This window comes from Moorena sp. SIO2C4 (genome assembly GCF_010672485.1).
In the GTDB taxonomy this organism is placed as follows: Bacteria; Cyanobacteriota; Cyanobacteriia; order Cyanobacteriales; family Coleofasciculaceae; genus Moorena; species Moorena producens.
In genome coordinates this window covers 1-12,307 of the sequence record NZ_JAAHGN010000020.1, presented here as the reverse complement: position 1 = coordinate 12,307, position 12,307 = coordinate 1, and the positions used below count along the sequence as shown (strand labels likewise).

General features: G+C 43.8%; 13 protein-coding genes. 4 read left to right on the top strand and 9 right to left on the bottom strand.

Annotated elements, in window-relative coordinates:
- The first annotated feature begins 807 nt into the window (after positions 1-807).
- A complete protein-coding gene (locus F6K20_RS02445) occupies positions 808-1,773 on the top strand; it encodes a GDP-mannose 4,6-dehydratase (protein WP_071106964.1) in 966 nt (321 codons plus the stop codon).
- Positions 1,774-1,902: 129 nt separating this feature from the next.
- Here F6K20_RS02445 and F6K20_RS02440 read toward each other — a convergent pair whose 3' ends face one another.
- The 5 genes from F6K20_RS02440 to F6K20_RS02420 all read right to left on the bottom strand — a co-directional run bounded on the left by F6K20_RS02440 (position 1,903) and on the right by F6K20_RS02420 (position 5,113).
- Positions 1,903-3,297 (bottom strand): RNA-guided endonuclease InsQ/TnpB family protein, encoded by a 1,395-nt coding sequence (locus F6K20_RS02440; RefSeq protein ID WP_287293565.1) that lies wholly within the window; start codon positions 3,295-3,297, stop codon positions 1,903-1,905.
- A 334-nt stretch (positions 3,298-3,631) separates the two neighbouring features.
- Positions 3,632-4,429, bottom strand: coding sequence for a tryptophan synthase subunit alpha (trpA, locus tag F6K20_RS02435; protein WP_008182188.1), 798 nt, complete (start codon positions 4,427-4,429; stop codon positions 3,632-3,634).
- 14 nt (positions 4,430-4,443) lie between these two features.
- Positions 4,444-4,809: a DUF3007 family protein gene (locus tag F6K20_RS02430; RefSeq protein ID WP_008182190.1), complete on the bottom strand. Its 366-nt coding sequence runs from the start codon at positions 4,807-4,809 to the stop codon at positions 4,444-4,446.
- Between the two features lie 30 nt (positions 4,810-4,839).
- The gene (gene ndhL, locus F6K20_RS02425; protein WP_229419083.1) at positions 4,840-5,007 is read right to left on the bottom strand and encodes an NAD(P)H-quinone oxidoreductase subunit L; all 168 of its coding nucleotides are present in this window, start codon (positions 5,005-5,007) and stop codon (positions 4,840-4,842) included.
- Positions 4,952-5,113 carry a hypothetical protein gene (locus F6K20_RS02420; protein ID WP_229414427.1) on the bottom strand — a complete coding sequence of 54 codons (162 nt, stop codon included), beginning with the start codon at positions 5,111-5,113 and terminating at the stop codon, positions 4,952-4,954. Before F6K20_RS02420 ends, ndhL begins: the two co-directional genes overlap by 56 nt.
- Before the next feature lie 1,168 nt (positions 5,114-6,281).
- On the opposite strand from F6K20_RS02420, the gene F6K20_RS02415 reads away from it, so the two are divergent.
- Positions 6,282-6,626 (top strand): DUF4351 domain-containing protein, encoded by a 345-nt coding sequence (locus F6K20_RS02415; protein WP_008181312.1) that lies wholly within the window; start codon positions 6,282-6,284, stop codon positions 6,624-6,626.
- Between the two features lie 61 nt (positions 6,627-6,687).
- Here F6K20_RS02415 and F6K20_RS02410 read toward each other — a convergent pair whose 3' ends face one another.
- From F6K20_RS02410 to F6K20_RS02400, 3 genes are all read right to left on the bottom strand, one after another.
- Positions 6,688-7,164, bottom strand: coding sequence for a CYTH domain-containing protein (locus F6K20_RS02410; RefSeq protein ID WP_008181315.1), 477 nt, complete (start codon positions 7,162-7,164; stop codon positions 6,688-6,690).
- A 637-nt stretch (positions 7,165-7,801) separates the two neighbouring features.
- A complete protein-coding gene (locus tag F6K20_RS02405; protein WP_287293562.1) occupies positions 7,802-8,869 on the bottom strand; it encodes a glycosyltransferase in 1,068 nt (355 codons plus the stop codon).
- Positions 8,870-8,992: 123 nt separating this feature from the next.
- Positions 8,993-9,190: a hypothetical protein gene (locus F6K20_RS02400; protein ID WP_008188532.1), complete on the bottom strand. Its 198-nt coding sequence runs from the start codon at positions 9,188-9,190 to the stop codon at positions 8,993-8,995.
- On the opposite strand from F6K20_RS02400, the gene F6K20_RS02395 reads away from it, so the two are divergent.
- Positions 9,190-10,590, top strand: a complete 1,401-nt coding sequence (locus F6K20_RS02395) for a hypothetical protein (RefSeq protein ID WP_008188531.1) — start codon at positions 9,190-9,192, stop codon at positions 10,588-10,590. The two genes, F6K20_RS02400 and F6K20_RS02395, sit on opposite strands and share 1 nt — an antisense overlap.
- On the opposite strand, the gene F6K20_RS02390 is transcribed toward F6K20_RS02395, so the two are convergent.
- The gene (locus tag F6K20_RS02390; RefSeq protein ID WP_143764235.1) at positions 10,553-10,738 is read right to left on the bottom strand and encodes a hypothetical protein; all 186 of its coding nucleotides are present in this window, start codon (positions 10,736-10,738) and stop codon (positions 10,553-10,555) included. The two genes, F6K20_RS02395 and F6K20_RS02390, sit on opposite strands and share 38 nt — an antisense overlap.
- Positions 10,739-10,884: 146 nt before the next feature.
- On the opposite strand from F6K20_RS02390, the gene F6K20_RS02385 reads away from it, so the two are divergent.
- The gene (locus tag F6K20_RS02385) at positions 10,885-11,919 is read left to right on the top strand and encodes a sulfotransferase family protein (protein WP_008188530.1); all 1,035 of its coding nucleotides are present in this window, start codon (positions 10,885-10,887) and stop codon (positions 11,917-11,919) included.
- Positions 11,920-12,307 lie beyond the last annotated feature (388 nt).

Below are 12,307 nucleotides of genomic sequence, written 5' to 3'. Positions count from 1 at the left end.
CAGGGAGCAGGGAGCAGGGAGCAGGGAGCAGGGAGCAGGGAGCAGGGAGCAGGGAGCAGGGAGCAGGGAGCAGGGAAGAGGGAAAAAAATATGTGTACCTCATGAGGAGAAAAAGCGCTATATCGGTTTGTTCTACTTAGAGGATACTCGTAGCTGGAAAGTTCCCCATCTGACCAACTGCTGCTATAAGTAATTAGTCATACTTAATTCTTAATACCCACATAATAGCACTGACACCAATCTGTTCCCCTTTGCCAACTCTAAGTCAGCAGGTTATACTTGACTAGTAGCTTGCCATTCATCAAGACAGAAGGGGGTATTATTTTTTTTTGTGACGATTTAAAATAGAACCAAAGTTATTTAATAACACAAGATAATTTGTCGCCGTTGTCGGGAAAAGGTTACAGTAAATAAAAATTTACGAAAACAGTATCAACAAAATAGTTTTACAATAGTTATAATCAAAATAATTATAAGTGATGTTTGAAGTTATGGGGTAATTCACCTAGGTAATCAACTTAATTATCTCTATTTTTTTTTAGCTCTTGCCTCCGGTTTATAGTTTGACGAACGTAACGTTAATTTTTATCTCTATTTATATCTATCCCTATTTATATCCCTAAACAACTTAGCCTTAGCCATAATTATCGACAATCTAGGATAATTAACTAAATTTAAAAGACTGTCGCTCAGGGCTATCAATTAGCATTATTGTTCTTTATTATAGTGTACACTTCGATTCATGATATCTAACATGGATAGTTAATATTAACATGACATGAATCGTTTATTTCCTGAGAAAAGTTAATGAAAAAGGCACTGGTTTGTGGAGTATCTGGTCAGGATGGAGCCTATTTAGCAAAATTGCTCTTAGACAAAGGCTATACTGTCTGTGGCACATCACGGGATGCTCAAATGTCCTCCTTTAGGAACTTGGTGTATTTGGGTATCCGAGACCAAGTTAAGTTGGAATCAATGACACTGACGGATTTTCGTAGTGTATTGCAAGTGCTGACAAAATTCCAACCCTATGAAGTTTACAACTTGGCTGGGCAAAGTTCAGTGGGTTTGTCTTTTGGACAACCGGTAGAAACCCTAGAAAGCATAGCGACTGGCACGATTAATTTACTAGAGGCAATTCGCTTTACTGGTGCTCCCATTAAACTCTATAATGCTAGTTCTAGTGAGTGCTTTGGGGATACTGGAGACAAAGCCGCTGATGAACAGACTCCCTTTCGTCCCAGAAGTCCCTATGGTGTTGCTAAAGCAGCAGCGTTTTGGGAAGTAGCTAACTACCGTGAAGCCTATGGGTTATTTGCCTGCTCTGGTATTTTATTTAATCATGAGTCTCCCCTACGACCAGAACGATTTGTGACCCAAAAAATTGTTAGTGCTGCTTGTCGGATTGCTAACGGTAGTCAAGAGAAGCTTCGTTTGGGCAATATGGCAATTCAGCGTGACTGGGGTTGGGCTCCTGAATATGTTGAAGGAATGTATTTAATGCTACAGCAAGACCAGCCAGATGATTATGTAATAGCGACAGGGGAGAGTTATAAATTAGAAGATTTCGTGGCAACGGCGTTTGCTACAGTTGACTTGGACTGGCAAGAGCATGTGGTGACCGATAGCAACTTATTCCGACCGACTGATTTGGCTTTAGGGAAATCTAACCCAGCTAAGGCAAGGGATAAGTTAGGCTGGCAAGCCCAATACAAAATGCCGGATGTGGTGCGAATGATGGTGGAAGCTCGGTTGGAGAGTTTGTCTAAGTAAAGGGTAAAGGGTAAAGGGGAAAAAGGGACTGGGGACTGAGACGGTGATATAACTGGTGCTGCTGATATAACTCTGTCCCCATTACCCCATCACCCGATCACCCGATCACCCGATCACCCGATCACCAGCCTAAAATCCTCGTAGGGAAAAGGAGGTATTTTGGGCTACCACCACGATGATCCCCGGGAATATGTATACGATACAGGTGCCGAGAATGCTCTCCGGGAGGCCGACGCTCGTGGTTGGACAGTTATCAGTATGAAAGAGGATTTCTTGACACTCCCCGGTCATTAGACGCGGGGATTCTTCGCTCAACGACCCGACTTGCTGAACCTGGCCGGAACCAAGAACAGTAGAGGTCAGATCTCCCGAAGCGTTGGGATCTATGATCCAGGTTCCGGTGTGCCCCACCGTACCCAAGGCTCTCTTTAAAATATTGATCGCGGCGTTGTGGTCACGGTCTAGTTCACAGCCACATTCGCAGACGTGGGTTCTGGTTGATAGTGACTTTTTTACTACCTCGCCGCATTCTGAGCAGTTTTGGCTTGTATAAGCAGGATTCACTGCAACAGTGACTCTGCCAAACTTCTGACCAAAATGCTCCAACCATTTCCTAAATTGATACCAACCAGCGTCATTAATAGATTTAGCTAGACAGTGATTTTTGACTAGATTCTTGACTCTCAAATCTTCATAGGCGACCAGGTCGTTAGACCGGATTACGCAACGTGCCAGTCTCTTGGCATGTTCTTCACGTTGCCTACTTATTTTGAGGTGCTGCCTAGCTAATTTATTAATGGCTTTTTTTCGGTTGGATGAGCCTTTCTTTTTCCGATAAACTCGGCGTTGATAAAACTTTAAGCGCTTTTCACCGGCTCTATAAAAACGGGGATTAGGTTCGGTATTTCCTCTAGAATCGGTGTATAATTCTTTTAGCCCTACATCCAATCCCAAAGTGGCATCAGCCGGTTCTAATTGTTCTTTTACGTCAACAGAAACGCAAAACTGAATGTAGTAGCCATCAGCTCTTTTTACTATGCGAACTCGCTTGATTTGATTCTTGTCGAAGCGCCACAAATCCCATGTACCCTTGAGCTTTAGCTTTCCGATTCCTTTTTTGTCACTGAAGGTGATTCGGCAAAGCCGACGCTTCGCGAACGACTTTTTGTCAGGGGATAACTTCCATCCTGACTGCTTGTATTCAACCGATCTACAATGATTTTGGAATTTCGGAAAACCTTTCTTCCCAGGAACTTTTTTCTTGCAATTCTCAAAAAAGCGAGAAATCGATGACCATGCTCTTTCAGCCGCAGCCTGTCGAGCCGTTGAGTTTAATTCATTAGCAAAGGAAAACTCTTTAGCCAGTACTTTACTGTACTTGCTGAGGTCATATTTCCCTGTCCCTTTGTTATCAATCCACAGACGAATGCAGCTATTGCGAATAAATTTAACCGTCCGAATAGCCTCGTCAATAGCTAGATACTGATGAGGGTTACCATATGCTTTGAACTCAATAATAATCATTGACCTTCGATCACGCTACGCGAACGAATTTCGATCTCTTTTGATATATTGTTGTGCTAACACGCCTAGCATAATCTGTCAAGTCCTCACCAAGTTTTTTTTCACGGCGACTAAAGTCGCTATGAGCTTTCATCCCCGGTTTAAAAACGCGGGGCTTTCAGCTTTGGGAGTTACGTAACAGTGTTTGGAAACGAAATCCATAAATCCCAGAAAGAATTTCAATCCGAGAATGTATCTGGATATCAAACAGAATCTAAATACGAAGGATTAATCCGATCAGTAGTTTGTGATCGGTATCCTAGACAGTAAATGCCAAGCCTGAGTAACCATGGCTTCACTCTGTAATCGCTAATTTCAGGCTTTGGCAAAAGTCTCCAATGGCTGACAACCCTTCTGATGGCGTCCCATCTGCCAAACGCTTTACTATAGCGCTACCTACAATCACGGCATCTGCTCCCCAATCTTTGACCTGCTTAGCCTGTTCTGGCTCGGAGATACCAAAGCCAACCCCGATCGGCTTATCGGTTACATCACGCATCTGATTGAGTAAGTCTTTTACCCGTGATTGCAGCTGAGTTCTCATCCCGGTGACACCGGTAACACTGACTAAGTAAATAAAGCCTTGAGACTGTTTAGCGATCGCTTCAATCCGTTCTGTTGGTGAAGTTGGTGCCACTAACAATATCACTTCAATCCCAAGCTCTGCTGCGGGTTTCAGCAAAATTTCAGCTTCTTCGAGGGGTAAATCAGGCACCACTAACCCTTTCGCCCCCACTTGAGCAATCTGCTCTAAAAACGAATTAATCCCTCGGTTGAGAATGGGATTGTAGTAGGTAAATAAGACAATTGGCGCTTGTAACTCTGGGCTAACCTCCTTTACCATTGCCAGAACATCATCCAACTGCACACCTTTTTGTAATGCTCTAGTAGCAGCAGCATGGATAGTTGGACCATCGGCCAAAGGATCGGAATAGGGTACTCCCAGTTCAATGATGTCAGCACCAGATTGGTCGAGTACCCGCAAGGCTTTGGCTGTGGTTTCTAAATCGGGATCCCCAGCGGTAATAAAAGGAATCAGAGCACACTGGGAGTTAGATCTCAGGGATCCGAAGCAATCGGAAATTTTTGTCATTGGTCATTCGTCATCTAGTTTTGCCCCTGCCCCTCCTGCTTAAGAGGGGATATAGAGGAATCGCCCTCTGCCTTAGTCAAACGCTTTTCCTGTTCCACCTCTGCTTGGAGTTGGGCAAGTTCTTCTGGTGTCATTTCTTCGAGCCGCTTTTGCAGGACAGCATCTTTATACTCTTTCACCTGCTGGTTATAGGTCATGGTTTGGGTCAGGGCTCGAAACAAGTAGGTTAGCACCCACCCAAATAACCCCCCAACCAAGAGGACTTGACTCCAAATCCCGGCTTTAATTTGATCGTACCCAGCCAGCTGAAAGATCAAGTAGGCTATGCCGCCAGCAGCAAAGATACCAAGGGCAATTCCAATCGCGTCAATTCGTCGCATGAATTACTAATGATCGCTTAAGTAACTAACTTACCCTTGTGGCTGACGCCGCTTGGGGCGGAGGTTTAAGATTGGACTGAAGAGTAATAAACCTGGAAAGAATAAGAAGACCAGGAAGTACATGAAGCCTCGCTCGAAGGAGCTAACAACGTACCACCGTTTCTGTAGGTAAAGATAGATGGCGAGAGGGAATACCAATAAGTAGGCTCCTGCCAAAGACAGGTACAGTATCGCAGTAATCATAGAATTTTGGTTTAGGACACAGAAGACAAAAATGCGATCGCGTAGCGTGACCTACGGTCAATCGCTTTTAGCAGCTCCTACGGAGCATCGCGTAGCGTGACCATTCGCTTAGCGTGGCCCAAAGGCCAAGGTCAATCGCTCAACCCTACTATACTACCTTAGGTCGAACATGCTGCCCTGTGTTGCCCCAAAGCCAGAGTTTGCCCCCTCTTGAAAATTTCAACAACAGTATACTTGCATAGTAGACCCAGTTCATGTTTAAATAGAAAACAGTGAAATCACAGAGGTTGATGGGTAAAGACAAACCCACAGCTATCTAACTCAACCAGGGGGCGTGGCGGAATGGTAGACGCTACGGACTTAAGGAAATTGAGCACTGATAGAGAAATCTGTCATGTGAATGCTCTCAAATTCAGGGAAACCTAAGTCTGGTAACAGATAAGGCAATCCTGAGCCAAGCCGGGAAAACCTCTCGGAAGGTGCAGAGACTCGACGGGAGCTACCCTAACGTTAAGCCGAGGGTAAAGGGAGAGTCCAATTCTCAAGAGCCAGCTATGGCAGTAGCGAAAGCTACGGGAGAATGAAAATCCGTTGACCTTAAACGGTCGTGTGGGTTCAAGTCCCACCGCCCCCATTTTTACCTACGAAAGAGATATTTTCAGAGCAGGGAAACAGGGTTTGGTGATTAATTAGATTAATCAGCCGAACTAGAGAAAATTAATGATTAACCCAGCAGCGGACAAGACATCCTAAACTTATATCACTTCATCGACTGGTTGACACTCCCCGCCCTGGAAGGACGGGGATTCTTGCTTCCACGGGGTGACTTGTTTAACCAGGCCGGAGCCAGGAAAAATAGAGGTCTCCTCTCCACAAGCGTATTTGGTCTATGACCTAGGTTTCGGTGTGCCCCACCGTACCTTGTCTTGATGCAGTCGCTCATGGTGGAGACCCCCAATACCGCGCTGCATCGCTTTCTTTATCTATTTAACTAGATACTTTTTTATCTAAATTTTTCATAGACATTTAAGTCGTTAGACCCAATTACGCAATATGTAAGCTCTACATATTTTTTACGTTGCCTACTTATGTTTAGATAGTATCTAGCTGGTACAAAAGTTTATTGCTTATACTTTTACAATAGCACACTAGCGTGCAAACTTTCAATACGAAGTCTAAAAGAAAAGCCGTCCTAGAACCACGAGGCTTTAAACCCAATAATTTTGGTAATGCACTTACCTGAAGGACTAGAACAAGCCTTTAGTGAAGAACTTAACCAGTACGAACAGGAGGTCAACATGAAGTATGTCACGAGTATCGAAAGGTTGGGAATTAAGCAAGGTCGTCAGGAAGGTATTTTAGAAGGTCGTCAAGAAGGTCGTCAGGAAGGAGCTGAGCGACTGCTACTACGATTGCTTCACAGGCGCTTTGGAGACCTATCCCCTGAGATTCAAGCTCGTGTTAAGGGGTTGAGTGTCGAAAAGTTAGAACAGTTAATGGATGTGGCCATTGATGTAGAATCTCTTGAGCAATTAGTAGAGCATCTGCCAGCACTACCGGAAGCCGCTGATTAAAACAACTCCTGATATATAAATCCAAATTCTGTTCCATACCCCACACCCCACACCCTATAGCCTAGATTCTGTGTAACCATTGACTATAGGGATGCTGAACTAAATTGGAGTTGAAGTATCTCGGATCATCAGATACTTCAATTCCAATCCATTCTGGTAGTTCAATATGCTGATTTTCATCAGTTAGTTCAACTTCTGCCAAAATTAATCCTTGATTATCCCCAGCAAACTCATCCACTTCCCAAATCAAGCCAGCGTGTTCAATTTTATAACGAGTTTTCTCAATTAGGGGACCCTGGCACAAAGTATCGAGCATTTCTTGAGCATCCGAGCCTGGGATAGGATACTCATACTCTTTTCTAGAAAAACCCACCTTTGGACTTTTGATAGTAAGATATCCTTGATCTCCCACCAGGCGCACCCGGACAGTAGTGCGGTTGGTTGTACGAATGTAACCTTGGCGATAAACACTACCAGTGCCTAGTTTCCGCCACTCTTCGCCTTTTACTAGAAATTTGCGTTCGATTTCCGTTGCCATAGGTACAAAGTATAGTGTGTATAGTGTGTATAGTGTGTATAGTGTGTATAGGTATTATTAGTCATTGGTTACTTTAAAATTGACCATTGTTCATTAACTATTGTTGATTGTCAATTTTAAAATCCGAGCAAGTCCGAACCATTATGCTTATTGCTATAGTAATCAAAAACTTGACAATCTTGCCTATTTAGTTAGCAATACCTTCATAGTCAACCACCAGACTTAATCCGGATTCATTTATTGTCCGACGAAATATAAAAATAATAGAGCAAATTTTATAGAGTTACTCATATATAAACTCATCCGTGCGACTCAGGTAAATAACTAATGTACATAAAATTATTAGGATAAACGTCGATTTACCAAGAATCAAAAACCCAAAATAGTGGAGCAGCAGCATTAATTGATGAAATGAAAAAATTTGCCAAATTAGCTGAAGAGTTAGAAAAGCAAACCAAAGAGTCTAGCGAACAAGGCTATTCAGGCAAAGGCCATAACATCTGGTGAACGAGTATAGTTAGGATAAAAGAACAGGGTAAGCGCAAGAAAAAATTGCCCATAATGTGCATTGGCTGGATATCGGTTGATCGTGGCTCGAAACCCCTATAATCTCGTAGAACTTGATTCTCAATAGAGTTTAATAGTTGAGAATGAGCCCNCTACTAATCTCAGCTAATTGTTTTTCTTTCAAGCCACCCATTACCTTCTCGGCTGCCTCCCTGGGCTGATCAGGGTCAACGGTAATGATGGAAGACCCCCCCGCTTCCAAACCAGCTTGATTCCCTTGAGATACCACCACAAAGCGACCAAATGATGCGGCTTCGGCAATCGGTAGTCCAAATCCCTCCCGGTCAGATAGAAACACTACCGCTGTTGCCTCTCGATACCATTGAGCCAGAATGCGATCGCTTATGTGGCCATGATACTGAACCCAAGGCAAGCTCTCAATTGACTTGAGGAATGCTTCACCGCTAGCTTGGGTGGAAGTATTCATCCCTCCCACTAAATGCAATTCCCAAGGTTCACCACTGAGCTCTCTGAGTTGAGTGGTTAATGCCACAGCTTCCGGTAAACGCTTAGCAGCTGGATCGATCCGACCTACGGATAACAAGAATGGACCAGTGGGAGCAGGAATTGAGACGGTCGGTAACTTAGCTAGGGCTGAGTCTACTCCATTGGGAATAGTTTTCAGCTTCTGTTGAAGCCTTGGGTTAGGGCGAAAGTGTAGCAGGTCATTCTCGGTAGCTTTGCTGACGACTATAATCTGCTGGGCAAAACGAATCGAGGCATCCAGGTAAATTAGCGATCGCAAAGCCGTTTTTATGCGATCGCCATACTTATTAGCCGCTTTCCATTCATTCACATCATGAAGCACTGCAATAGTAGGTGGATGCCACGGCAGAACGATCGGGTTAGATAGCCAGACAAGAGCCTCTACTCCTGCTTGAGCACAATACCCATTAAAGCGAGTCGCCACCCAACCATACCGCTTAGCTGGGGAGTAATCCAGCGGTGGTAGGATATTAACACTATCTGCCAACTCCTGTAGGGTAGGGGTATTCTCAAACGCATTCGGAGAAGCCAAGATTTTCACCTTAGTGCCTCGGCTGATCAGTTCCTCAACTAGAGGTGGTAGTAATCGATTTAGATACTGCCCAATGCCTAAGCGAGGACCAAGGTAATGGGCAATTAAAGCAACAGACATAGCTTATAGCACCGGAAACAGGGAACAGGGAATAGGGAATAGGGAATAGGGAATAGGGAATAGGGAATAGGGAATAGGGAATAGGGAATAGGGAACAGGCAAAAAATCCGTGTGTGTACTCCACTAATATGAAAACCGCTGTAGCTTAGATGTAGGCATAATTTCTAACTTAGTTACAATACCACTGAATAAAATCATAAAGGAACAGGCATTTAGAAAATTTTCCACTTTCCACTCCCGACTCCCGACTCCCGACTCCCGACTCCCGACTCCCGACTCCCGACTCCCTACTCCCGACTCCCTACTTTCAACTTCCAACAATGAACAAAATAATTGCCTGGTATAGATGGGCGATGCAAACAGGGCAACTACCATTTGCTATAATTTTAACCCTCACCATCTACCAACCCTTTGAAGACTTTGTTCTCAACTGGCTGCCCTTACCCTCACCGTTAATCGCCTTAATACGTTTTGTTCCCGAAATTATCCTTTACATCCTAATGGTAAGGGTAATTTACCTGCGGCTATCCTCTGGTAAAGGTATACGAAAAACCCCCCTAGATATCCTAATTATTGCCTTTTTCATTGCTAGCATGATTTCCATTGTGGTTAACCATGCTGGAATTCCAGGCAGCATAAAAAACTTACGCACTAATTTTCGGTATATCTCCGTTTACTATACTGTTGTTAATATTGACATTTCTATCGAACAGCTTGCCACCTTATTAAAAAGTATTAGACTAGCCAGTTTAATCCAGGCAGGTATAGCCTCCATCCAATACTTCTTACCCGCCAGCATCAGTCAGAAACTATTCACCAGGCAAGTCATCCACTCCGGCACAATGGCTGCCAAAAATGCCAGCATTGGCACCTTTGGCGACAGTGCCATCCTCTCAGGATTCCTGATGTTAGCAATTTCAGTATTTATTAGCCATGTCTACACCAACTCTAGTCATATTATTCCCACTTTCAAAGACTCCGCTAGTATTTTAGTGCTCTATTTCGCTAACTTTGCTTCCAAAAAGCGAGCTGGACTGATGATATCGCTACTAATTCCTATTCTAGTCTTAATTCATCTCAACAGAAAAAGAGATACTGCCCTCATCCTCTGGTTTGCTACAGCACTTTTGATAACTGTAGTATTGATTTCCCCATTATTGAATCTTCAAACATCAGCAGCTTCAGTGTCTGAAGACGGTGAAATACCTGATCTGACTTCCTATTTCTTCTCGATTTTTTCTCCAGATTACTGGCAACACAACTTAGAAGCTCAGCGGGGTTGGGCAGCCAAGACTATTGTTAATGGTTTAATGAATTCAGGAGGCTGGTTTGGCTTTGGTCCAGAGCCTGGAGCCTTACAAAGAGGAATAGAAAATTCGGTGATTCTCTCCCCAGATGAACAACGGCATTTATCCTGGCATGTGGAACTCCTAGAAGATGCCTACTGGTTTGCCTTCCTGGGATATTTTGGAATTGTTGGTTTGGGGATTTTTTGGCTAATCTTGCTACGGCTTTACCAAACCTCTCAATCTCTAATTAAATCCTCTTCATCCCTGGAATACAAATCCCTTGGAGTGATGCTTTGTACTATAATTATTGTTTCTTTTTTGTACACCTTTGTGGAACGGACATTTAAACTGCGACCCTTTAGTTTTTATTTTTGGTTACTGGCTGGACTAGTAGTTAATTCCTGGTCTGTTCAACAAGAGAATAGGGAGTAGGGAGTAGGGAATAGGGAGTAGGGAATCGGGAATCGGGAATCGGGAATCGGGAATCGGGAATCGGGAACAGGCAAAAGGAGTAGGGTGCGTTAGGGGCGGCATTACCATCATATTCAACTTTGTAGCCAGTAGCCCCGTAACGCACCACTTTTTAAGGAAAAAGGCAAAATGCAAAAGAGAACAGTATCAAAAAAAGACAAGGATTTTTTTGCTATGCTGAATCCTTAGTGCTGATATACTTATCATCATACTGTTGGCAATTCCCCCATCACCCTATCACCCCATCAGCCCATCATGATTGATCATCAACCCAGAGTGGAACAGATATTTGTAGTGGGAAACTCCCGTAGTGGAACTACTCTGATGGGTCTAATCTTGGGATTAAATTCAGAGGTTTTCACCTTTGAGGAACTCCATTTTTTTGGGCAGTTATGGTCCGAGCAGCATCGGGACTCTTACCTGACTCAGGCAGAAGCAGAACAGCTAGCCGCTCGCCTCTTATCAATTCAGCATAGTGATGTTCTGCGTCCAGGGGATCCCAGTCATTTTAGTGAAGAAGCCAAAGTAATTATTTCCCAGCTTCCGGAGTCAAGACTAACCTCTGGGGATGTCTTTAAGGTATTTCTGGAATACAAAGCTGCCAACAACGGTAAGAAGATTCCTTGTGAACAAACTCCGCGCAATGTCTTATACATGGCTGAAATCCTCGAACTTTATCCCGAAAGCCGGATTATTAATATGGTTCGTGACCCCCGAGACGTACTGCTGTCACAAAAATATAAGTGGCGAATCAAATTCCTGGGTGCCAAGAATATTCCCTATCGAGAAGTCTTCCGGTCTTGGTGCAATTATCATCCCTTTACCATCTCAAAACTTTGGAATGCCTCGATTAACGCTGCTGAAAAATTTGCCAATCATCCGCGATGTCGTACGGTGAGATTTGAAGATTTGGTAACAAATCCAGAACAGACCCTGGAACAGATTTGCCAGTTTCTGGGTCTGGAGTTCCAACCTAAAATGTTGGATGTTCCTCAAAATGAAGGTGGTGTCTCATCCCATAAGCAAATTACACCAAAAAGTCGGGGGATTGACCCCAATACCACTGGAAAATGGCGGCGTGGCGGACTTTCCGTCACAGAGATTCATATTTGCCAGCAAGTAACCTATACTAACATGCTCAACCATGGTTACTCCTATGCTTCGATGAAACCCAACCCCTTGATGTTAGCATTAAGCTGGGCATTTTTACCGGTAAAATTGACCCTAGCCTTGTTAATGAATCTTCACCGAACCCGAAACATTGTAGAAGCAATTCGCAGACGCTTGTAGATGGTAGCCCTGTGGGGTATCATTAGTCATTATCGAAGTAATTTACTACTCTTATTAAGAGATAACCTTATTACTGTTAGAGTAAGCATTCAGCTATCAGCTATCAGCTAAAAGCTAATGCGCTACGCGCACGCTACGCGAACGGCTAAAGGCCTGTGGTCACGCTACGGGAACAGTTTATGCTCATAGCGCACGCTACTTGAAAAATAAGCTGACGGCTGACAGCTGACCGCTGAATGCTTACGGTTCTTCTAGCAGAAAAATTAGCTTATCAATCATTAGGGGGCAACTCCTTTAAACCAGCCTTGATTCCATAGATAGCCAGGTAAGTCTCCAGCTTCGACTAGATTGACAAGGGTTGGATTATCTTTAGCCCTTGAAAATTTGA